Origin of the sequence: Caenibius tardaugens NBRC 16725 (genome assembly GCF_003860345.1) — a bacterium.
GTDB classification, from domain to species: Bacteria; Pseudomonadota; Alphaproteobacteria; order Sphingomonadales; family Sphingomonadaceae; genus Caenibius; species Caenibius tardaugens.
Genome location: NZ_CP034179.1, coordinates 3,436,631 through 3,459,418 on the forward strand (window position 1 = coordinate 3,436,631; position 22,788 = coordinate 3,459,418).

The 22,788-nt window shown below is 61.3% G+C and carries 17 protein-coding genes; 8 read left to right on the top strand and 9 right to left on the bottom strand.

Annotation, left to right across the window (positions count from 1 at the left end):
- Window positions 1-150: 150 nt before the first annotated feature.
- Complete coding sequence (locus EGO55_RS16185; RefSeq protein WP_040714582.1) at window positions 151-2,913, top strand: TonB-dependent receptor; 2,763 nt, start codon at window positions 151-153, stop codon at window positions 2,911-2,913.
- A complete protein-coding gene (locus tag EGO55_RS16190) occupies window positions 2,913-3,956 on the top strand; it encodes a phytase (RefSeq protein ID WP_021688330.1) in 1,044 nt (347 codons plus the stop codon). Before EGO55_RS16185 ends, EGO55_RS16190 begins: the two co-directional genes overlap by 1 nt.
- Before the next feature lie 15 nt (window positions 3,957-3,971).
- Here EGO55_RS16190 and EGO55_RS16195 read toward each other — a convergent pair whose 3' ends face one another.
- Both EGO55_RS16195 and fumC read right to left on the bottom strand, forming a co-directional pair.
- Window positions 3,972-5,732, bottom strand: coding sequence for a cation:proton antiporter domain-containing protein (locus EGO55_RS16195; protein ID WP_021688329.1), 1,761 nt, complete (start codon window positions 5,730-5,732; stop codon window positions 3,972-3,974).
- A 155-nt stretch (window positions 5,733-5,887) separates the two neighbouring features.
- A complete protein-coding gene (gene fumC, locus EGO55_RS16200) occupies window positions 5,888-7,273 on the bottom strand; it encodes a class II fumarate hydratase (RefSeq protein WP_021688328.1) in 1,386 nt (461 codons plus the stop codon).
- A 174-nt stretch (window positions 7,274-7,447) separates the two neighbouring features.
- Here fumC and EGO55_RS16205 point away from each other — a divergent pair, with 174 nt between their 5' ends.
- On the top strand, window positions 7,448-9,457 hold the full coding sequence (locus tag EGO55_RS16205) for a TonB-dependent receptor (protein WP_021688327.1): 2,010 nt from the start codon (window positions 7,448-7,450) through the stop codon (window positions 9,455-9,457).
- A 14-nt stretch (window positions 9,458-9,471) separates the two neighbouring features.
- On the opposite strand, the gene EGO55_RS16210 is transcribed toward EGO55_RS16205, so the two are convergent.
- On the bottom strand, window positions 9,472-11,205 hold the full coding sequence (locus EGO55_RS16210; protein WP_021688326.1) for an N-acyl-D-amino-acid deacylase family protein: 1,734 nt from the start codon (window positions 11,203-11,205) through the stop codon (window positions 9,472-9,474).
- 166 nt (window positions 11,206-11,371) lie between these two features.
- Between EGO55_RS16210 and EGO55_RS16215 the strand changes: the two genes are divergently transcribed.
- The 4 genes from EGO55_RS16215 (at window position 11,372) to EGO55_RS16230 (ending at window position 14,376) form a co-directional block, all read left to right on the top strand.
- Window positions 11,372-11,998, top strand: a complete 627-nt coding sequence (locus tag EGO55_RS16215) for a TetR/AcrR family transcriptional regulator (protein ID WP_021688325.1) — start codon at window positions 11,372-11,374, stop codon at window positions 11,996-11,998.
- Complete coding sequence (locus EGO55_RS16220; RefSeq protein ID WP_021688324.1) at window positions 11,995-12,492, top strand: carboxymuconolactone decarboxylase family protein; 498 nt, start codon at window positions 11,995-11,997, stop codon at window positions 12,490-12,492. The genes EGO55_RS16215 and EGO55_RS16220 overlap by 4 nt, the downstream gene beginning before the upstream one ends.
- Window positions 12,482-13,012 carry a carboxymuconolactone decarboxylase family protein gene (locus EGO55_RS16225; RefSeq protein ID WP_021688323.1) on the top strand — a complete coding sequence of 177 codons (531 nt, stop codon included), beginning with the start codon at window positions 12,482-12,484 and terminating at the stop codon, window positions 13,010-13,012. The genes EGO55_RS16220 and EGO55_RS16225 overlap by 11 nt, the downstream gene beginning before the upstream one ends.
- A gap of 194 nt (window positions 13,013-13,206) precedes the next feature.
- Window positions 13,207-14,376, top strand: a complete 1,170-nt coding sequence (locus EGO55_RS16230; RefSeq protein ID WP_040714739.1) for an acyl-CoA dehydrogenase family protein — start codon at window positions 13,207-13,209, stop codon at window positions 14,374-14,376.
- Window positions 14,377-14,451: 75 nt separating this feature from the next.
- On the opposite strand, the gene EGO55_RS16235 is transcribed toward EGO55_RS16230, so the two are convergent.
- The 3 genes from EGO55_RS16235 to EGO55_RS16245 form a co-directional block, all read right to left on the bottom strand.
- Window positions 14,452-15,507 (bottom strand): copper resistance protein B, encoded by a 1,056-nt coding sequence (locus tag EGO55_RS16235; protein WP_021688321.1) that lies wholly within the window; start codon window positions 15,505-15,507, stop codon window positions 14,452-14,454.
- Window positions 15,504-17,243: a copper resistance system multicopper oxidase gene (locus EGO55_RS16240; RefSeq protein WP_021688320.1), complete on the bottom strand. Its 1,740-nt coding sequence runs from the start codon at window positions 17,241-17,243 to the stop codon at window positions 15,504-15,506. The genes EGO55_RS16235 and EGO55_RS16240 overlap by 4 nt, the downstream gene beginning before the upstream one ends.
- 433 nt (window positions 17,244-17,676) lie before the next feature.
- Window positions 17,677-17,949, bottom strand: coding sequence for a metal-sensitive transcriptional regulator (locus EGO55_RS16245; protein WP_021688319.1), 273 nt, complete (start codon window positions 17,947-17,949; stop codon window positions 17,677-17,679).
- A 125-nt stretch (window positions 17,950-18,074) separates the two neighbouring features.
- Between EGO55_RS16245 and EGO55_RS16250 the strand changes: the two genes are divergently transcribed.
- The gene (locus tag EGO55_RS16250) at window positions 18,075-20,435 is read left to right on the top strand and encodes a heavy metal translocating P-type ATPase (protein WP_021688318.1); all 2,361 of its coding nucleotides are present in this window, start codon (window positions 18,075-18,077) and stop codon (window positions 20,433-20,435) included.
- Between the two features lie 36 nt (window positions 20,436-20,471).
- Here the strand turns inward: EGO55_RS16250 and rnk are convergent, their stop codons facing one another.
- The 3 genes from rnk to EGO55_RS16265 all read right to left on the bottom strand — a co-directional run bounded on the left by rnk (window position 20,472) and on the right by EGO55_RS16265 (window position 22,767).
- Window positions 20,472-20,885, bottom strand: coding sequence for a nucleoside diphosphate kinase regulator (rnk, locus tag EGO55_RS16255; RefSeq protein ID WP_021688317.1), 414 nt, complete (start codon window positions 20,883-20,885; stop codon window positions 20,472-20,474).
- Window positions 20,886-21,159: 274 nt separating this feature from the next.
- Window positions 21,160-21,783, bottom strand: coding sequence for an isochorismate family cysteine hydrolase YcaC (ycaC, locus tag EGO55_RS16260; protein ID WP_021688316.1), 624 nt, complete (start codon window positions 21,781-21,783; stop codon window positions 21,160-21,162).
- 117 nt (window positions 21,784-21,900) lie between these two features.
- Window positions 21,901-22,767: a pirin family protein gene (locus EGO55_RS16265; protein ID WP_021688315.1), complete on the bottom strand. Its 867-nt coding sequence runs from the start codon at window positions 22,765-22,767 to the stop codon at window positions 21,901-21,903.
- Window positions 22,768-22,788: the final 21 nt, after the last annotated feature.

Sequence of the window (22,788 nt, forward strand, 5' to 3'; positions counted from 1 at the left end):
TTCGTGTCTCGTTTCGCAGTAGCAGCATGAACTTGGCGCCCTGTCATCCAATCGTCACCGTTCCTTCGCCACTCCGTCACAAACGGCATCTAGCGCGCCTTCCACAACACAGGGAGGCATTCCAAAGTGACATTTTATCGTTCTGTTCTCATGGCTGGTGTGGGCGCCGCGGCTTTGGCCATTCCGGCCGTTTCTTATGCCGGTGAAATTGCAGGCCATGTCAGCGATGCCAGTGAAACCGCCGGGCTGCGGGCCGCGCAGGTGCGCTTGGTGGAACTGGATCGGGTAGTAGCCGCAGGGCGCGACGGTTCCTATCGTTTTGCTGATGTTCCCGCAGGGACTTATACGCTGGAAGCCCGCTATGTGGGCGCGGAAACCGTGCGCAAACAGGTGGAGGTACAGGCGACCGGGGCGGCGTCTGTCGACTTCACGCTGACCGGTGTGCGCGGGAACGAAATTCTCGTCATCGGGCAGCGCGCCAACCTTGCCAGCGCACTTTCGCGCAAGCGCGAGGCGGATGGGGTGAGCGACGTGCTCAGCCGCGATGCCGTGGGCCAGTTCCCCGATCAGAACGTCGCGGAATCGCTGCGCCGCGTGCCGGGCGTGAACGTCCTGAACGATCAGGGCGAAGGCCGTTTCGTGTCCGTGCGCGGTCTCGATCCCGAACTGAATGCGACCTCGGTCAACGGGGTCCGTCTGCCCGCGCCGGAAGCGGAAGTGCGCTCGGTGGCGCTGGACGTCATTTCTAGCGACATCATTGAATCGATCGAGATCAAGAAATCGCTGACGCCGGATATGGATGCGGACACGATCGGTGCGTCGATCGAAGTCAACACGACCAGCGCATTCGACCGCAAGAAGGATTACTTCGCCGCGAAAATCGAAGGCAGCTACAACGAATTGGCCGACGCACTGACCCCCAAGGGCAGCTTCGATTTTGCCGCGCGCCTTGGTGATAATGTGGGCGTTTCCGGCGGTATTTCCTACTATCGGCGCAAGTTCGAGACGGACAATATCGAGGCTGACGACTGGAGCAATGAAGGCACCGGCAATTATGCGCGGACGCTGGAATATCGCGATTACGACGTGGAGCGTGAACGGATCAGTGCTAATCTTGGCCTCGATTTCCGGGTCGGCGATTCCACAACACTTTATGCGCGCGGCATGTTCAGCCAGTTCGACGATCAGGAATATCGCCGTCGCCTGACATTCGATCTGGGCGATTTCGAGGATGGCAAACTGCCGACGATCACCGGATCGACCGCATCGTTTTCTTCCGAAACCGAACGGGTGCAGGTGGAACGCGATATCAAGGATCGCTTTGAACGTCAGCAGATCCGTTCGTTCACGCTGGGCGGTGAAACCGATACCGGTGAATGGAAAGCCAAGTATTCGGCCAGCTGGTCGAAGGCCAGCGAACGGGAAAACGGTTCGATCGACCCGGCGAACTTCCGCCGCCGGTTCGAAGAGGGGGATGACCTGAATGTCACCTTCGATTACAGCAAAATGCGCAACCCGACTTATGCGGTTTCCGGGGCGGGCGTGGGCGCGTTCTATGACCCGTCAGGCTACGAACTGAATGAGATCGAATATACCAAGCTGTCGGATTCGACGGACGAGGAATACGCTGTAAAGTTTGATCTTGGCCGCGAATTTGCCTTCGATAACGGTACGCTGACCATTCAGGCCGGCGGCAAGGGGCGTTGGCGCGAGAAACGGTACAATCGCGAAGTCGAATTCTGGGAGAACGACTCCCTCACGTTGGCCGACGTTCTTGGAAAATCCACCTATCGCCTGGCTGATATCGATCCGGTTCCCGGCTATCGCAATGCGACCAAGGCGTTTCTCGACAACAAGGGCGATTTCGAACTTAACGAATACGATTCCGTCTATGACTCGGCGATTTCCGATTACCGCGCCGATGAAGACGTCATGGCCGGTTATCTGTTGGGGCGCTGGGAAAACAGCAAGCTGATGGTGATCGGTGGCGTGCGCTATGAACGCACCGATATGAAGCTATGGGGCAACAGCGTCCTCGAAGATGGTCCGGTGATCACCCCGGTGCGTTTCGATCGGACGTATGACGACTGGCTGCCCAGCCTGAATGTCCGCTATTCGCCGACAGACAATCTCGTGCTGCGCGCGGCCGGTTATCGCAGCCTCGTGCGGCCGAAGCTTTCGAAACTGGCGCCGCGCTTCGAAATCAACGAGGATGACGAAGCGGTGTTCGGCAACCCGAACCTGAAGCCGTACAAGGCGTGGAATTTCGATCTTTCAGCTGAATACTACTTCGCCTCGAACGGTGCGCTGACCGGGGCTTTCTTCTACAAGGACATCAAGAATTTCATCGTCGATACGGCGGTGGATGGCCCCGGTACCTTCGCGGGGATCGATTTCGAGGAAGCGGAAATCCCGATCAATGGCGATAGCGCACGCGTGTGGGGCTTGGAACTGAGCTATTCGCAGGCCTTCACCATGCTGCCTTCCCCGCTGGATGGGCTGCTGCTGCAGGCGAACTACACCTACACCGACGCGCGTGGCAAAGTCGCCAACGATGGCGATATCAACGATCTGCGCCGGATTGCCTTGCCATCCACGTCCAAGCACACGGCCAATATCACGCTCGGTTATGAAAAGGGGCCGATCAGCGTGCGTCTGGCCGGGACCTATCGTGACAAATATCTCGATGAACTGGGCGGCGTTGCCCAGGAAGATCGTTTTGTCGACGATCACTTCCAGCTTGATCTGAGCGCGAAGTATAAAGTGACCAACAACATTCAGCTGTTCTACGAATGGGTGAATATCAACAATGCCAAATATGTCGCTTACAACAAGTTCGGTGGACGCCAGAATCTGCTCCAGTTTGAAGAATACAACTGGACAATGAAATTCGGCGCCAAGGTGAACTTCTGATGCGGCGTCTGGCTATTCTCGCAACCCTTGCCGCCAGCACCACGCTGGCGGCCTGTACCACCGTTCCCGCCGGCCCGGCCGTGAAAACGGCTGTGGTTGCAGCCCGGGCGGAAACCCATCCGGTGGGTACCGCCAATCAGGATGCTGCCGACGACCCGGCGATCTGGCGCAACGCCGCGAACCCGGCGGGCAGCCTGCTGGTCGGAACGGACAAGAAGGCGGGGCTTTATGCCTATGGTCTGGACGGGGCGGTGCGCAGCTTCGTTCCGGCGGGGCAATTGAACAATGTGGCGTTGGTGGAAGGGCGCCACGGCATATTGGTCGCCGCGAGCGACCGGACCGATCCGCTCAATTCCCGCGTGGCGTTCTTCGCGCTGGACCGCAACACCGGTGCGCTGACATCGCTGGGCCAGGTCGCCAGTGGGCCGGGCGAAGCCTATGGCCTGTGCATGGTGGCCCAATCGGGCGGTGATGGCGCGGATGGGGCGCGGGTCTATGCCGCGCTGAAAGACGGGTCTGTGCGCGAAATCGCCGTATCCTATGCTCCGGGCCGGTTGACCGGGGCTATCACGCGCGAATGGAAGATTCCGACGCAGATCGAAGGATGCGTGGTGGATGAAACCGCCAATCGGCTGTTCGTGGGGGAGGAGATGGTCGGTATCCATGCCTTCGATCTCAACACCGCCGACGCGAAGCCGACCCTGTTTGCCAAGGCCGATCGTAGGCAACTGGTGGCCGATGTCGAAGGCCTGGCGCTCGCCAGCCTTCCCGATGGTCGCCGTATCCTGCTGGCCTCAAGCCAGGGCGATAATGCCTATGCCGCATATGATGCGGTTTCGGGCCACTTCCTTGGCCGTTTCCGCATTGGGGACGGGGCTATCGATGGCACCAGCGAAACCGATGGTATCGATGTGGTGATCGGCGATTTCGGACCGGGCTTCCCCGGTGGGCTGTTCGTTGCACAAGATGGTGACAACGGCGGCGGCACCCAGAACTTCAAGCTTGTGGCCTGGGATGATATCGCGGCCGCGCTGGGCCTTTAGGCGCGGCGTTTCATATCAGGATTGTGACGGCTTTTCGTAACGGGTGATGATGCGGTCGTTCGCGGCGCGCATGTCACCCGTTTCGATCTGGATTTTCAGCCGTTCCTTGTCACGGGCGCGGTACATGTCTTCGGCCCGGTCGATGTCTTCCAGACTGACGCCGAGATCGTCGAGCGCCAGTCGCGCCATCTTTACCGCGGATTCCAGCACTTCGCGAACCATGCGGGTGACCGGCGCGCCGCGCAGCCGGATAACCGCGCGGCGATCGTAGGCGCGCACATAGATCGCGGCATTGGGGAAGGCTTCGTGCACGCCTTCGATCATCTCGGCGGACAACTGGTCGCCATCGAGACAGAACATGATCAGTTCCGCCTCGCTGGCACCGGCCTGCCGTAAAAGATCGATCCGTGTGCCATCGCCGAAATAGACCTTGGCGCCGAAGCCCCCGGCGATATCGATCATTTCGATGTCGCTATCGATCAGGGTCACCGGAATATCGTTGGCAATCAGCATTTGCGACACGGTTTGCCCGAACCGGCCATAGCCCACGACAATGGCATTGGCCCCTTCGTCGACCGGCCCGTCGCGCGTTTCGTGCTGTTGTGTCGGGGCTTCGCGAAACCGCCGTGTCGCGCCCATGAGGAACGGCGTGGTGGCCATCGACAGCGTTACAATCGCGCCGAACAGGCTGGCGGCCTCCGGATCGATCAGCATCGCGTGGTTCGCCTGCGTGAACAGCACGAAGCCGAATTCGCCGCCCTGGCTCAGCAGCAGGCCCAGTGCCAATGCACTGCGCCACGCCATGCGGAAAGCCATGCCGATGGCCATTATGATGGCGGTCTTGGTCGCAATCAGCGCAATTGCCATCGAGATGACGAAGAGCGGCCGTTCGGCGATTGCCCCGAGATCGAGCATCATGCCCACCGCAAGGAAGAACAGGCCAAGCAGGATGGAACGGAACGGTTCCACATCGGCTTCCAGTTCGTGCCGATAGGGCGAATCCGCCAGCATCACCCCGGCGACAAACGCACCGAGGGCTGTCGACAGCCCGAGCATTTGCATGATCGCGGCAGAACCGCCCACGGTGAACAGCGCAGCGACAACAAACATCTCCCGTTCGCCCAGATTGCCGATCAGGCGGAATAGGGGGCGAATGAGAAAACGCCCGGCAGCGATCAGACCGACAATCGCCGCCACCGTGTAGAGTGCCAGCAACCACCCGGATGGCCCATGCGCATCGGCAGGATTACGACTGAGCGCGGCAATGATGGTGATCATCGGGATCAGGGCGAGATCCTGAAACAGCAGGATGGCAAAGGCGCGTTCGCCAAACGGTGTCCGCAACCGCCCTGCCGATTGCAGCATCGGCAGAACCTGCGCGGTGGAAGACAGCGCCAGCGGCAGGCCAAGCGCGAGCGCGGCAGGCACGGAGAATTGCGCAATCAGCGCGATGATCGCCGTCAGCGCTAGGCCGCAAGCCACCACCTGCAACAGCCCCAGTCCGAGAATGTCCTGTTTCATGCGCCACAGGCGGGATGGGTTGAGTTCCAGCCCGACAACGAAAAGCAGCAGTGTTATACCCAGTTCGGCAAGACTGATCTTTTCCTGCGCATCACCGACAAGCCCCAGCACATGCGGCCCTACCAGCGCCCCCGCAACCAGATAGCCCAGTGTTGCGCCAAGTCCGAGCCGGCGGAACACAAGCACACAGATGAGCGCGAAACCGAGAAGAATAACGCCTTCGCTGAGGAGGAGAGCCTGGCCGCCTTCGTGCATAGGGTCGCTTACCCCTTTCAGATGTTCGGGACGGCTAACCTGCGAACCGGTGCATCAGCGCCAGTCTGGAACGTCGGAGCCCGCAATGGAAATGCGTGAAACCAGTCCTTTAATCGTTTCTGGCAGCGAGTACCATCCGGAACGAAAGCAGCAAGCTAGACCATATCCAGTGGGCGGATCAGCCGGTCGAACGTGGCGTCGTCCACATAGCCGAGATCGAGGGCCGCCTGCCGCAGGGTCTGGCCGTGTTGATGGGCATGGGTCGCAATCTTGGCCGCTTTGTCATACCCGATTTCGGGGGCAAGCGCGGTGACCAGCATCAACGATCTATCGACCAGTTCCTGAATGCGCGCGCGATTGGGTTGCAGCCCTTCGATGCAGCGGGTTGCGAAACTTTCCATGCCGGTGGCCAGCAGCGCGATGGAGCGCAGGACGGCGGCGCCAACCATCGGCTTGAACACGTTCAGTTCGAAATGGCCCTGCATACCGCCGACGATCACTGCCTGATTGTTGCCGATCACTTGTGCGGCGACCATGGTCAGCATCTCGCACTGGGTCGGATTGACCTTGCCGGGCATGATCGAACTGCCCGGCTCGTTGGCGGGCAGATCCAGTTCGCCCAGACCGGAACGGGGCCCGCTGCCGAGCAGGCGAATGTCGTTGGCGATTTTATTGAGCGCGACGCTCAGCGTCGACAAGGCGGCAGAGAGATTGACGAGGCCATCGTTGGAAGCGAGCGCTTCGAATTTGTTGGCGGCGCTGGAAAACGGCAGGCCGGTCAGATCGCCTATGGCATCGGCCATGGCCGGGCCGAAATCCTTGGGGGCATTGAGCCCGGTGCCGACTGCCGTGCCCCCTTGCGCCAGCGGCATGATATCGCCGGTCAACGCTTCTTCGATACGCAGGCGGGCATTGCCGAGCTGCGCGGCATATCCTGAAAATTCCTGGCCCAGTGTGATCGGGGTGGCGTCCTGCAAATGAGTGCGGCCGATCTTCACAATGCCATTCCAGTCCTTCGCCCGTTGTTCCAGCAAGGTCCGCAAATGGGCAAGGGCGGGCAGCAGGACCCGATGGGCGGCCATGCCTGCCGCGACATGCAGCGCGGTCGGGAAACTGTCATTGGATGACTGGTGCATGTTGACGTGATCGTTGGGATGGACCGGGGTTTTCCCGCCACGTTGGCCGGTGAGAATTTCGTTGGCGCGCCCGGCAATCACCTCGTTCACATTCATGTTGCTTTGCGTGCCGCTGCCGGTTTGCCAGATCACCAGCGGGAACTGATCGTCCAGCTTGCCTGCGGCCACTTCGCCTGCGGCCACGGCAATGGCATCGGCCAGTTCAGCGGAAAGCCCATGCCTGCGGTTGATCTGCGCCGCGGCCTGTTTGACGATGGCAAGTGCGTGAATGATTTCAATCGGCATGCGTTCGCGTTCGCCGAAGGGGAAATTGGCGATGCTGCGCTGGGTTTGGGCGCCCCAATAGGCGGTGGCTGGAACAGCCACGTCCCCCAGAGTGTCGGTTTCGATGCGAACGTCGGACACGGGCAACTCCTCGAATGCGTGCGGCGCATGGGCTTATATCTGTTGAACGGCACATTTGTGCGCCTGTTCCCCATGTCGGCGCAAGTCGACAGTCTCTGCCAGCGTGTGTTAGGCGCCCGCAACACAGCAACTGGCAGAATCATGGTTCACTATAAACGTCCGTACATTTCAACGATGTTGTTCCCCGCAGTGCTCGTTCTTCCGGTCATACCTGTGGCGGCTGAAGAGGCGCAGCCTGCCGATAATCGCGAGACCATCGTGGTGACCGGGCGCGGGCTCGAGGAAACACCGTCTGAACCGGCCTACGACACTGTCACAATCGAACGGAAGCGGATCATGTCTTCCGCATCGGGCCGGGTGGAAGACGTGCTGTCCACCGTGGCGGGTTTTCAGCAGTTTCGCCGTTCGGACAGCCGTTCCTCCAATCCTTCGGCGCAAGGGGTGACCTTGCGTTCGCTGGGCGGCAATGCCTCGACCCGGGCGATGGTCATGCTGGACGGGGTGCCGATGGTCGACCCGTTCTTCGGCTATGTTCCGCTTCCGGCGCTCGCCCCGGATCGGCTGCAACGGATCACGGTGACGCGTGGGGGCGGATCGGGGCCGTTCGGCGCGGGCGCATTGGCCGGGGCGATCGAACTGGAAAGCGCCGATGCGGCAACCCTTGGGCTGGTGAGCGGCAGTGCCGCAGTGAACCAGCGCGGCGAGAGCGAACTGACCGGCAATATCGCCCCGCAACTGGGCAGCGGCTTTGCGGTCCTTTCCGGCCGCTGGGATCGCGGCGAGGGTTTCTACACCACACCGCAGGACGAACGCGTGCCGGCAACAGCCCGCGCGCGTTACGACAGCTGGTCTGTGGGGGGCAGAGTGGTCATGCCCCTGTCCGGGGATGTCGAACTGCAGGCGCGCGCCATGGCGTTCGACGATCACCGCACCTTGCGTTTCAAAGGGGCGGACAGCACCAGTAGCGGGCAGGATGCCAGCCTGCGGATCGTCGGTCGGGGCGATTGGCAGTTCGATGTGCTGGGCTTCGCGCAATGGCGCGACTTTTCCAATATCGTGGTCAGTTCGACCCGGTTCGTGCCGGTGCTGGATCAGCGCAAGACCCCATCGCGGGGGATTGGCGGGAAGATCGAAATCCGCCCGCCCGTGGGGCCCGATCACGTGCTGCGGATCGGTGCGGATTATCGCCGCGTTTCGGGCACGATGTACGAGGATGCCTATAACGCCATGACCGGCGCGGTAACCGCGCGGCGCCATGCCGGCGGGCGGAACAGCGATATCGGCCTGTTCGTGGAAGATGCCTGGACACTCGGCCCGGTCGTGCTGACGGGCGGGCTGCGTGCCGACCGGACGACAATCAGCGGCGGCCATTTTGTGGAGCGTAATCCCGCTGGCACGGTGGTCGTGTCCAACGATTTTGACAGCCGGTCCGACTGGACGGTGACCTGGCGGGCAGGCGGCGTGTACCATGCCTCTTCTGCGCTTGCTCTACGGGCCGCTGCCTATAGCGGGATCAGGCTGCCGACATTGAACGAACTCTACCGGCCGTTCACGGTGTTTCCGATTACCACGAAGGCCAATGCCGGGCTGCGCAACGAAAAACTGGTCGGTTACGAGATCGGGATCGATGCCACGCCGGCCGAAGGGGTGACGCTGTCGTTTACGGCATTCGACAACAAGGTGAAGCACGCCATCACCAATGTTTCCGATCCCATCGTCCCGAATCTGCGGCAGCGGCAGAACCTGCCCGCAATCAAGGCGCGAGGGGTGGAACTGGGCGCGGCGGTGGTGCGCGGCCCGTTCCGGTTTGACGGCAGCCTTGCCTGGACCGATGCGGAAATGGTCGGGCGCGGTGCCTCCGCCGATCTCGATGGCAAACGCCCGGCACAGTCACCGCGTTGGGCCATGAACGGTACGATTACATACACGCCCGCGCCGGGCTGGACGCTGGCCGCCACTTTGCGGCACATCGGCAAACAGTACGAAAGCGATCTGGAAACCGACGTTCTGCCCGCAGCGACCACGGTGGATGCTTTCGCCGAAATGCCGCTGGTTCGTGGCTTTTCCGCGTTTGTGCGGGGTGAAAACCTGCTGGATGAAACCGTGGTCACCCGTAATGCGGATGGCTCGGTCGACCTGGGCACGCCGCGGACCTTGTGGATCGGGGTCCGGCTGGCACACTAGCCAGGCCGGACTTGTCAGGCGGCGAGCGGAGCCGATTGCGCGCCGCGAACAAAACGTCCCGGCAAGGCACCGCTCGCTTCCCCGTTGCGGTAGGTCACCATGCCGCTGACCATGGTCAGTTCATAGCCTTTGGCCTGCTGAATCAGCCGACGCCCGCCTGCGGGCAGGTCATAGACGATGGTTGGGGCGGGCAGTTCAAGCCGTTCCGGGTCGATCACGTTGATATCGGCCTTGTATCCCGGGCGCAGCAAGCCACGATCGTCCAGCCCGACGGCGCGTGCCGGTTCGTGCGACAGTTGCCGCACGGCCCAGGCCAGGGGTAGCCGCCCTTCGGTGCGATCGCGCACCCAGTGGGTCAGGACGAAGGTGGGGAAACTAGAATCGCAGATCAGGCTGTAATGCGCGCCGCCATCGCCCAGCGCGATGATCGTGTTGGGATCGGATATCATCCGGCGTGCCATGTCCAGATTGCCGTCGACGTAGTTCGACGACGGCATCATAAGCAGGCCGCGCCCGTCCTGTTCCAGAAGCGCATCCAGCGCCAGTTCGGCGGCGTTGCGGCCTTCTTCCTGTGCCCTTGCGCCAAGGCGGCTGGCGGCAGCCGGTTCGTAATTGGGCGGATTGCCCATGGGATAGAGATCGGCCACGTCGCTCGCCAGCGTCATATACAGCGGATTGTCGGTAACCGGCGTTTCCGCCAGCAACCGGGCGCGCAGATCCGGTTCGCGCAGTGCGCTGACTTTTTCCGCCAGCGGGAGGTCGGCAATGGCCTGAAAACTCGGATGAAACCGGAAAGGGTGGAACGACAGTTCCAATCCGAACAGCATGCCGATGGGGCGCGGGAAGACCTGTGCCCGGATCGGCGTTGCATTGTCCGCATTGTAGTCTTTCAGCATGGCCAGCATCGTTTCCGGCAGATCGCGCTGGTACTTCTTCTGCAGCAGGCTGAACGAAAGCGGGCGGCCCGATGTCGCCACGATATCGCGGAACAGGGCCATGTCCGATTGCGGATCATCCCCATAATGCGAATTGGGGATCATCTGGAACACCCCCGTACCGGCATCGGCCAGTCCCCCGGCCAGCGCCAGGAGTTCCGCGCGATCCGCATCGACCGACGGAGCCAGTTCTCCCGCCACGGTGCGGTGCCCATGATTGCGCGATGTCGTTACCCCCAGCGCGCCTGCCGCCACGCCTTCGCGCACGATTTCACGCATTTGCTGCAATTCATCGGATGTGGCCGCCACGCGGGCCGCCCCGCGTTCGCCCATGACAAAGACCCTGACGGGGGAGTGCGGCACTTGTGCGGCGAAATCAACATCGGCCTCGCGCCCGGCAAGAACATCCAGATATTCGGGGAAGCTTTCCCAGTTCCACGGCAGACCTTCGGTCATCACGACTTCGGGGATGTCTTCGACCCCTTCCATCACTTCGACCAGCATGTCGCGCTGGTGCGGGCGGCACGGGGCAAAACCGACCCCGCAATTGCCCATGACCACGGTAGTGACCCCGTGGTCGGATGAGGGGCGCATGCGCTGTTCCCACGTGATCTGGCCATCGTAATGGGTGTGAATATCGACAAAGCCTGGCGTAACCAGTTTTCCGGCGGCGTCGAATTCCTCCGCGCCCTGTCCGGCAAACGTGCCGATCGCAACGATCTTTCCAGCGGATATCGCAATATCTGCAATATATGGATCGTTGCCGCTACCATCCACGATCATGCCATTCCGGATCACCGTTTCGTAAAGCATATCGATAACTCATCCCAACAAAATTAGTTTTTGCGTATTTTAGTGACGTATTGCGCCGGCGCAATCGCTTTTGCATCGCATCGGGGCGTTTTGCCTTCCACCCGCTTGACAGTCCATGCAATTTGCAAATACAGAACAAGTATTCTGTATTGATGAGGTGGTGGATATGGCCGGTCGGCCGGCAAAGTATTGCAGGGAAACCGTGATCGGAAATGCCATGGCGGAATTCTGGTCGCGCGGCTTTGTCGGCAGCGATATCGACGGGCTGACCGGCGCCGCAGGCGTAAATCGGCATAGTCTCTACAAGGCTTTCGGGGGCAAGCGGGGGCTGTTTCTCGATGCGCTGCGGCATTATGTGGATGGTGTTGCTGCCGGTTACGTGAAGCTGCTTGAGCAAGGTTCCGGTCTCGACGATATTTGCGCCTACTTCGCCTATGCGACCGGTATGCGGCAGGTGGAAAACCCCGATGCCGAACCGCAGGGTTTTGATCAGCGTGGCTGTTTTCTGGTCAACACGGCAATCGAACTCGGCCATTCCGACCCTCAGGTGACGGCTTTGCTCGAGGTCTATTACGCCCGGATCGAAAACGCTTTCGCGGGATTGATCCGACGGGGGCAGGAAAGCGGTTCGATCCGCAGCGATATCGATCCGCACATTACGGCCCGTTGGCTGCGGGTGACGAGCCAGGGGCTGAGCGTATCATCGCGTATGGGTTCCGTACCCGGCGATCTGACCGGGGTGGTTCGCATGGCGCTCGCGACAACAGAACAGGCAAAAGGAGAAAGAGGATGACCGATACGATCACCAGCATTTCGCTGGATCAATCGCTTGCCCGGGCGGGCCCGGCGGCGGAAACATTCGCCAGTTTGTGGCAGAGCCTGTGGCAGCAGGAACAACTGCCCGTTGGTGTGCTGGAACTGTGCCGCCTGACATTCGCCCGGCTGCACCGGGATGAGGCGGAACTGGCGGCGATCAATCCGCTGGCTGGAATACGCGCCGATCTGCCGACGTTGAGCCGGCTGGTGATCGCGGACAAGGCGCATGATGCCGAAGAACTGACAGAAGGCGAAAAGGCCGTGCTGCTGTTTGCCGAATACTACTGGACCGACACCCAGTCGATCCCGCCCGAAGTGGGCGCAGCCGTGCAGGCCCATTTTGGAGACCGGGGCCTCGTGCTGCTGATCGAAGGGCTGGGCCTTATCGACGGGCGTATCCGCAGTGCACGGTGCCTGCGCGATATGCATGCCTTGCGTGCCAATCAGGAGGGTCTTGCGCATGTCAACTAAACCAGCCCATGTGACCGGCTCCGGGGCCAATACGGGCAATGTCATTCGCGATAGCATGATGGGGCTGGTGCCCGGCACGGTAGACCAGATCATCGCGCTCAACGGCAATGTGTGGCGCGACAGCCTCGTGCCGCCATCGCTGCTGGAAGTGCTGCGCCTGCGCAATGCGCGTACGGTGAACTGCGTGTTCTGCAAATCGGTGCGCTATGATGTCGCGAAGGCCGATGGCCTGACCGAAGATCGGGTGGCGATGATCGCCGATGGCTATGAGGACAGCGGGCTCGCCCCGCGCGAGAAGGCGGCCATCGCTTTGGCCGATGCCTATCTCGGATTTCCTGCCGGGGTGGATGCCGATGCTGCCACGCGGATTTCGGATGCCTTCAGCGATGACGAAATCGCATCGATGCTCGTTGCGCTGATGACGTACAATTTCACGTCGCGCGCCGCGGTGAGCAATGGCGGTATGCCCGAAGATCCGCTGCCGATTATGGAAATGTCCGTCTCGGCCGCTGCGGGCTAGAATGGATCGGGCCGGATCATGCGTCCGGCCCGTTAAGCCATGGCCGTTTTTAAGAACTGGCCGTCTCTGGAAATCAATTTCCCCCTGAGGCTGCTTGATTGTGCGCGGGGCATGGCGCATCTTGTGCGTGGAGAGGGGGATCGGCAATTTCTGTCCATACCTCTGATTTATTTTTGTAAAACAAAGGTATGGATATGCTTGATAGGACGATTCCTACACCGCAGGAACTGATTGCGCGTGCGGAGGCGTTGGTGCCTTTCCTGCGCGAACAGGCCGCATCGAACAAGGCGGCACGGCGCATCACGGCCGAAACGATCGCCCGGGTGAAGGATGCCGGCTTGTTTCGGGTCATCCAGCCAAGCCGCTATGGTGGCTACGAGATGAGCCCGGAAGTGTTCGGCGAGATCATCACCACATTGGGGCGCGGCGATGCCAGCATGGGCTTCGTGTTTGGCGTGGTGGCGGTACACAGCTTCCATATGGCATTTTACGACGATCAGGCGGCGCAGGATGTCTGGGGTGAGGACAGCAGCGTGCTGGTTGGATCGCCTTATGCGCCCAATGGCAAGGCGGTGAAAGTCGATGGCGGATACCGCGTTTCGGGCCGTTGGTCGTTTTCCAGCGGGTGTGACAACTGCGACTGGAACTTCCTTGGGGGCATGATCGAAGGCGATGAGGGGCCGATCCTTCAACGCCTCCATGCGTTTCTCATTCCCCGCGCGGACGCGAAGATTGTCGATACCTGGCATGTCACCGGCCTGCAGGGTTCGGGTAGCAAGGACATCGTTGTCGAAGATGCCTTCGTGCCGGAATACCGGGTGCAGCGTTTCCCGATTTTCGATGCGTCCGCGCATCCGGGAACGAAGCTCAACAATGCGCCGCTGTTCCGGGCGCCGTTCATGCCGCTGTTTGTCCGGTCGGTGTCCAGCGCGGCACTGGGCGCGCTGGAAGGAATGATCGAACACTTCTCAGGTTATACTGCCAATCGCCTGAATGTATTGAGTGAACGTGTTGCGCGTGATCCTCGTGTGCAGGAGGCGTTAGGGCAGGCACGCGCTGAAGTGGAAGAAATGAAAAGCACCATGCGGCGCGATCTCGCCCGGATGGATGAGATCGGACGCGAAGGCCAACTGATCAGCATGGATGAAATGACGCTGCTTATGCTGAAAAGCGCCAACGTGCCGCATCGTGCGGAGAAGGCGGCGTTGACACTGATGCGCGCCGCCGGAGCCAACGGCATCCGCAACGATCATCCGCTGGCCGGAATTTACAACGATATTCTGGTGATCGGCCAACATGCCTCGAACACCCCGGCGACGCAGGCGATCAGTCTTGGCAAGATGATGCTGGGCGTGCAGGATTGAGCGGTAGCGCCCCCTGCATACGGGGCCGCGCTCCCAAATGCATTGTTGCAGGAGCGCGGGCCGTTGTGCGGGGGATCAGAACCAGGTCTTTATCCCGGCGACGAACAGGAACCGATCGGGGGCGTCACCTGCCGCGCGCGTGAAGCGGGCGGTATCGCCCACGTCGCGCTGCCATTCGATCCCGATATAGGGCGCGAATTCGCGAACCACCTCGTAACGTAAGCGAGCGCCCGCCTGTAGTGCGGTTATGCCTGTGCCCATTCCAAGCTCGGGAATGTCCTGCGCCGACAGGTTGATCTCCAGACGCGGTTGCAGGATCAGGCGCCGGGTAATCCGCTGATCGTATTCCGCTTCGATACGCCCCGTGAGTTCGCCCTTTGTGGACAGGAACAGCGCGCCGTCCAATTCGAAGAAGTAGGGGGCCAGACCCTGAACGCCGAGCACCGCCTGCGTTCTGTCCGGACCACGCCGGATTTGCTGGCGGACCCCCGTCTGCACGTCGAACCATGGGCCAATTGCGTGGCTCCATAGCGCCTGTATCTCAGCTTCGGGTTTATGGCCAAAGGCAGCATGGCCTTCGGATTTGAGCCACAGCTTGTCGATATCGGCGCCATGGCGAATATCCATGTCCCACAGCCATCCATCAGTGCCCGTACCGCTTCGCATTTCCAGCCGATCGAACCGGACCGTGGTGACGGTCATCGGGCCCATTTCACGGGCCATGCTCTTGCGCGATGCCGCCATCTCCTGTGCTGGGAACAGCGTTTCCGCAGCATGGACCGGGCCTGAAAATGCGGCGACCGGTGGCGGTGTATTGGGCGCTGTGATCGCGTCCGCCATGGGCATGTCCATGGTGTGATGCGCATGCGGGTCTGGGCTGGATTCGGGGCGCGCAGGCGGGGCGTGGCCGGAATGGTCTGCGTGGCCATGGGTGTCGGTCTCTGGCGCAGGGTCGGAGTGACCGGCATGATCCGTATGCTCCCCATGCTCCCCATGCTCCCCATGCTCCGTATGCTCGGAGTGATCGGGCATCGCTTGCGGCGCGCCGTGGCCCGCTTGATTCATGTTTTGCGCCACGGCAGGCGCGGCGAATATCAGCGCGGCAACGCCCGCCAGAAGAAGCGTTCTCATGCGCCTTCTCCATCCAGCGGTCGCACGGTGACGACATTGAACATGCCCGCATGCATGTGCATCAGCAGGTGGCAGTGGAAGGCCCAGTCGCCAGGCGCATCGGCGGTGAGATCGAAGCGGACATAACCGCCCGGCAGGACGTTGACGGTATGCTTGCGCGGCTGGTTCACGCCCTTGCCGTTCACCAGTTCGAAAAAGAAGCCGTGCAGGTGGATGGGGTGGGTCATCATCGTGTCGTTCACGAGCTTGAAGCGCACCCGTTCATTCCGGGCCAGTCGAATCGGCTCCACCTGTTCGGAAAAGCGCTTCCCGTCGAACGACCACATGTAGCGTTCCATGCTGCCGGTCAGATGGATTTCGATCTGGCGCGCAGGCGGGCGGCGATCGGCTGAGGGGGCAAGCGCTTCCAGATCGCCATAAGTCAGCACCCGGTGCGGGACGTTGTCCAGACCCAGCCCCCTGTCGTTGGTCCGGTCGAGCGGCATCGGGGCAATCATGTCCACACCGGGGTTGAGATCGACGCCGGGGGCAGCCGATCCGTCGCGCATCGAATGGTTCATCGCGTGGCCGGTGCCGTGGCGCATCCCGGCCATGGCGCCTTCGTCCATGCCCATATCGCGCATGGAAAGCGTTGGCCTTTCCCGCAATGCCGGGATCGCCGCAGCCATGCCCGGGCGCGGGGCCAGGGTGCCGCGCGCATACCCGGAGCGATCGATCGTTTCGGCCATGAAGGTATACGCGGCATCGTCTGGAGTCACTATGACGTCATAGGTTTCGGCTACACCTATCTGAATTTCATCAGTTTCTATCGGATGAACATTCTGCCCATCGGCATTGATCACAGTCATCGGCAGGCCGGGAATCCGGAGATTAAAGATGGTCATGGCGGAAGCGTTGATCATCCGCAGGCGGACACGCTCCCCCGGATTGAACAGCCCGGTCCAGTTAGCATCGGCATCCTGCCCGTTGATGAGGTAGCGGTAAGTGGCGCCAGTCACATCTGCGATGTCGGCCGGCGACATCCGCATCCTGCCCCAGCGCATCCGGTCTGCTGCCGACGGTCCTTTGCCCGCGAGGAGCGAGGCCAGCGTTTCCTGATCATGATTGAAATAGTGCGGCTGCTGTTTCAGCCGGGTCATGATCATGTGGGGATGCATAAAGCTCCAGTCCGACAGCACGATCACGTGTTCCCGATCATAGGCAACCGGGTCGTGATGCGCCGGATCGATCACCAGCGGCCCGAACAGGCCCACCGCTTCCTGAAGGCCCGAATGGCTGTGGTACCAATATGTCCCCGCTTGCCGCACAGGGAATTCATAGTGGAACGTTTCGTGCGGACGAATGCCGGGAAAACTCACGCCGGGAACGCCATCCATCTGAAACGGCAGGAGAATGCCGTGCCAGTGGATCGAACTGTCTTCCTCCAGATGATTGGTCACGGAAATGCGCACATTCTGGCCCTCGCGCAGGCGGATCAGCGGCGCGGGCAGGGTGCCGTTGACCGTCACGGCGTGGCCGGACTTCCCGCCCAGCGTGAAAGGGGTTTGCGCAATCGACAAGGCGATGTGATCGCCGCTCAATACGCCACGGCCGGGCGTTGTGGCAGGCGTGGCGTGATGGTTGTGGTGGGTCTGCGCGCGGGCCCAACTGGGCAATAGCAGCGATGCCGCCGCGCCTCCGCCGAGCAGGAGGGAATTCTGCACCAGCCTGCGCCGGTCAAGTCTTGGGATATCCATGGTGATCCTCATTCCGGCACTGGGCCAGATGTGTCAGGCGGGTAGCAGGCGCGTGGTGCGCCACAGCCTCCGCGAACATAATCGATGACGTGGCATGTCACGATTGGCGCGGCGGCGGCGGATCAATCCCGGCAGCGGAGGACACGAGTACGGGCATAAGCATGGCGTATGTACTATAGGGTAGGGGGGTATATGGTGGTTCGTCGGGCAGCGACTCCGGCATCACCGCGCCATGGCCTGCAAGGCACAGCGCGAGGCAGGAAGACGCCCGTTTTCCGTGGTCAGTGGGTGATTTTTCAGCACCTTCATGGCATGCGGCCGTTGCTGGATCCTGCTTCGCAACCGGCGCGGGGAGCGCATTGGCTATCCCCGGCGCGAACGCCATCATTGCCATGGCTAGCAGCAACAGCAGGTGGGCAAAGCCACGCATCGTTCAGCGGCCAACCTTGCCGAACAGCGCAATCAGTTCCGTGAATTTTTCCCGCTGTGCATCGGGATCGCCACCCCTTACCGCGTCTTCGATGCAATGGCTGGCGTGAATGGCCAAAACCTTGGATTTTGCGGCACGCAAGGCCGCTTCCATAGCGGACATCTGTTGAAGCACATCTATACAATAGCGTTCTTCTTCCATCATCCGAGCAATGCCGCGGGCCTGCCCTTCGATGCGTTTCATGCGGGCGATTTCTTTCGCGAATTTCTGGTGCATCGATCAGCCTGCTTTCTCGCCATCGGGTGATGCCTGCTCCTATACTCTGAGGGGGTATATTGCGCAATGATATAATACCCGGTAGGGGTATGGCTGCAAAGTGCAAGCGCACGTCTGGAGTCGACATGGCCCACCCGCATAACGAACAGCAATGCTGCCATCAGCATGATCATGGTCATGCCGCCCCCGATCCGGGGCAGGTGATAGATCCGGTTTGCGGTATGACAGTCGATCCACAAGCCACACCGCATCATGCCGTGTATGAAGGGCAGGATTATTATTTCTGTTCCGCACGTTGCCGTGAAAAGTTCGTAGCCGGACCGCAAGCATTTCTCGATCCCGCCCGCAAGGCGGCGGATGGGCCGGCAGACGCGATCTACACCTGCCCGATGCATCCCGAGATACAGCAGGTCGGCCCGGGTACTTGCCCGATCTGCGGCATGGCGCTGGAACCGGAAGAAATCACGTTGGATCAGGGGCCGGACCCTGAATATGTCGATATGCGGCGCCGCTTCGTGGTGAGCGCGATGTTCACTGTACCCCTGTTTCTTTTTGCGATGGGTGAAATGGTGCCCGGATTGAATCTGTCGCGCCTTGTGCCGATGGAATGGGGGCAGTGGTTTCAATTGGCCCTCGCTACGCCCGTGGTTCTTTGGGGGGCGTGGCCGTTTTTCGTGCGTGCCGTGCAATCGCTGAAGGGGTGGAACTTCAATATGTTCACCCTGATCGGACTGGGCGTGGCAATCGCCTACGGTTTCAGCCTCGTTGCAACGCTGAAGCCTGACCTATTTCCTGCATCATTTCATGATCATCATGGCCGTGTTGCAGTTTATTTCGAGGCTGCGGCCGTGATCACCACACTGGTCCTGCTGGGACAGGTTCTGGAATTGAAAGCGCGCGGGCAGACATCCAGTGCCTTGCGTGCCTTGCTGGAACTTGCGCCGCCTGTTGCGGTCCGCATCGGCGCGAATGGCGATGAGGAGGACGTTCCGCTCGACACCGTGCGGCAGGGCGATCGCTTGCGGGTGCGGCCCGGTGCGACAGTGCCGGTGGACGGCATGGTGGAGAGCGGATCAAGCCATGTCGATGAATCGATGGTTACGGGCGAGCCATTGCCTGTGGCAAAGCAGGCGGGCGATCCGGTAACTGGTGGTACAGTCAACGGTACCGGCGGTTTTGTGATGGTCGCCCGGCAGGTCGGCAATGAAACATTGTTGGCGAAGATTGTGCAGATGGTCGCCGCTGCGCAGCGCAGCCGAGCGCCGGTGCAGCGCCTCGCCGATCAAGTGGCGAGCCGGTTTGTCCCCGCGGTGGTTGCGATTGCCGCGCTGACTTTCCTCGTCTGGGCCGTCTGGGGCCCGCCACCGGCGCTGGCCTTCGCGCTGGTTAACGCCATTGCGGTGCTGATTATCGCGTGCCCTTGCGCACTGGGGCTGGCCACCCCGATGTCGATCATGACCGGCATGGGCAAAGGCGCGCAGAACGGCATCTTGATCCGCGATGCGGAGGCGCTGGAGCGGTTCGAAAAAGTCGATACCGTGGTTGTCGACAAGACCGGTACCCTGACTGAGGGCAAGCCCAGGCTGGTCGATGTGGTAGTGGCCGGGATTATCCCTGAAAGCGAACTTCTGGCTCTCGCCGGGGCGGTGGAACGGGGCAGTGAACACCCCCTTGCCGCGGCCATTGTGGCGGGCGCACATGCGCGCGGTATCGCATTGGGTGAGGGGCAGAACTTCGCCTCGATCACCGGTGAAGGGGCGCAAGCGGTCGTCGATGGTCGCCGGGTGGCGATCGGCAACGAAAAGCTGATGACACGGCTCGAAGCATTCGCGCCGCAATGGGCGGAGCGTGCGGCAAAAGCGCGCGCGGAAGGGCAGACGGTGATGTTCGTGGCTGTTGATGGCGTGTTGGCCGGGCTCGTCGCGGTGGCGGACCCGATCAAGGCCACCAGCGCGGACGCCGTATCCCGGCTGCACCGTGCGGGTATTCGCGTGGTCATGCTGACCGGCGATGCTGAAGGCACGGCGCAAGCCGTGGCCGCGCGGTTGGGTATCGATGCCGTGCACGCCAACGTATCGCCCGAAGACAAGTTCCGCGTGGTGAAGGCGCTGAAAGATCAGGGGCGGATTGTCGCCATGGCCGGAGACGGGATCAACGACGCCCCGGCACTCGCGGCAGCCGATGTCGGGATCGCCATGGGCACCGGCACGGCTGTTGCGATGGAGAGCGCCAGCGTCACGCTGGTCAATGGCGATCTTGTCGGGATTGCGAAGGCCCAGCGCCTGTCGCGGCTGACCATGCGCAACATCCGGCAAAACCTTCTGTTTGCATTTGGTTACAACAGTCTTGGGGTGCCGGTGGCAGCGGGGGTGCTGTACCCGATATTCGGTTTGCTGCTCAGCCCGATGCTTGCCGCCGCGGCGATGAGCCTGTCTTCGGTATCCGTGATTGCCAATGCCCTGCGCCTGCGCCGCGCTGCCCTGTAAGACAGCGCGCTGCGCATCAGCCCGCAGGACGCGTGATCAGGCCGCCTCTGCCGGGTGTGTGACGCTGATGATGCGCAGCCAACGCTCGTTCCCGTCACGATCGGGCCAGAGGATCGCCTGCCCGGAGCGCAGGCCGATCAGTCCTGCGCCAATGGGGGTGATGATCGAAATGCGGCCCGCCGAAATGTCAGCCTCGCGCGGATAGACCAGCTGGACGGTGCGCGATGTGCCACTGGCCTCGTCGACGAATTCGACCGTGGCGTTCATAGTCACGACATCGGCAGGGATCTTGTCGCGACGGCAGGTTTTCGCGCGGGCGATTTCGTTGAGCAGGAGCTCGCTGACCTGGGGAAGACGTTCTTCCACGCTCAGGGCGAGGTTGGTGATCGGTTCGACTTCATCATCGATCAACTGGATCGGAGGGCGCTTTACGGCCTTGGTCTTGGTCATGACAGGTGGCTTTCGGGTAGATTGCAGGCGCAAGGCCGCATGTGCGGCCTTATCAGCGAAGCTGGAATTCGCCCCGGGCTCGGGGCGTGGCGCACCGGAACCCGGGGCTAGTTGCCCGCGAGAAGCTGCCCTCCGTGAAGGCGAAACCGAAAAAGACCCGTGCGAATCTGCATGTTAGGAGAATGCCGTGCCCCGCGATGCAAGTCAAACGTTGCGCTTTGCCGAATGCAGGCCGGAGTGGTCGCGGCGCGCCCAGGCTCCGGCCCGAAACCGGTCAGCGGGATGAAACCGCCGCGTAGCTGTTCATCAAATTTCGGTAATCGGGGATATGATTGGAGAACAGCGTGCCAAGACCTTCGACATCGTTGCGCCAGTCCCGGTGGAGTTCGCAGGCAACCCCGAACCACGTCATGAGTTGGGCACCTGCTTCGGTCATGCGATTCCATGCCGAATGCCGTGTCACCTCGTTAAACGTGCCGGACGCGTCGGTAACCACGAAGACATCGTATCCTACAGCAAGCGCGGACAAGGCGGGGAAAGCAACGCAAACTTCCGTGACAACCCCTGCGATAAGCAACTGCTTCTTGCCAGTGGCCTTTACCGCAGCGACGAAATCCTCGTTGTCCCATGCGTTGATCTGACCGGGGCGGGGGATGAAAGCCGCATCGGGGAATTGTGCCTTGAGCTCGGGGACGAGCGGGCCATTGGGACCATCTTCGAAGCTGGTTGTCAGTATGGTGGGCAAGCCGAAATACTGCGCGAGATCGCCCAGTGCGAGAACGTTGTTCTTGAATTTGTCGGGGTCGAAATCGCGGACCAGCGAGAGCAGCCCTGTCTGATGATCGACCAGAAGAACGGCCACATTGTCTCTGTCGAGACGGACGTAAGGCTTTGCCATCGGTATTCTCCTTGAATCTGCCCCGCTATGTGCAATGCCGGCGCGATGGGGCAAGCGCCCGGTGAAAAACAGGGACTTATCCGGCCTCTCCCATAGCAGGAGAGGCCGGACAATCATTCAGTTTGCCTGAATGAACGTGCCGTTGTTGTAATCGGCGATGGCCTGGCGGATTTCCTCGTCGCTGTTCATGACGAAGGGGCCGTGGCCAACGATGGGTTCATCCAGAGGCTCGCCGGTCAGAACCAGCAGAGCGGCATCGCCATCGGCGTGGATCGCCACCGAACCGCCCTCCCGGCTGAGCAGCACGACTTCCCCGTCAGCCGCCGCCTGACTGCCGTTGACCGTGACATGGCCGCGCAGGACGACCAGCATCGTGGTATGGCCTTCAGGCAGGTCCAGCACGGTATCCGCATCGCCGTTCAAGGTGACATCCCAGACGTTGATCGGGGTGAAAGTCCGTGCCGGGCCGGTCACCGTGCCAAATGTCCCGGCGATGATCCGCGCAGCACCGGCGTTATCCGGTAGTGTCACGGTCGGGATGTCGGCAGCGAGAATGCCCTGATAGCCTGCGGGCGCCATCTTGTCCTTGGCTGGCAAATTCACCCAGAGCTGCACCATGCGAAAGGGGCCGCCGGTCTTTGCGAAGCCCGGTGCATGATATTCCTCGTGCACGATGCCGCCTGCCGCTGTCATCCACTGGACATCGCCGGGCCCGATAATGCCCCCGTTGCCAGCGGAATCGCGATGTTCGACCGACCCGTCATAAACGATCGTGACGGTTTCAAAGCCCCGATGCGGATGCTGGCCTACCCCCCGACGCTTGTCGGTGGGTTCGAAGTAATGCGGCCCGGCGTAGTCCAGCAGCAGAAACGGGCTGCTGTGTTCGCCAAGGGTGTCGTACGAAAAGAGCGAGCGAACCGGGAAACCGTCGCCCACCCAGTGGCCGCGATTGTTGCCATACCGGCCGAGAACTGTCTTGGTCATCATTCTTCTCCAGTTCGGCAC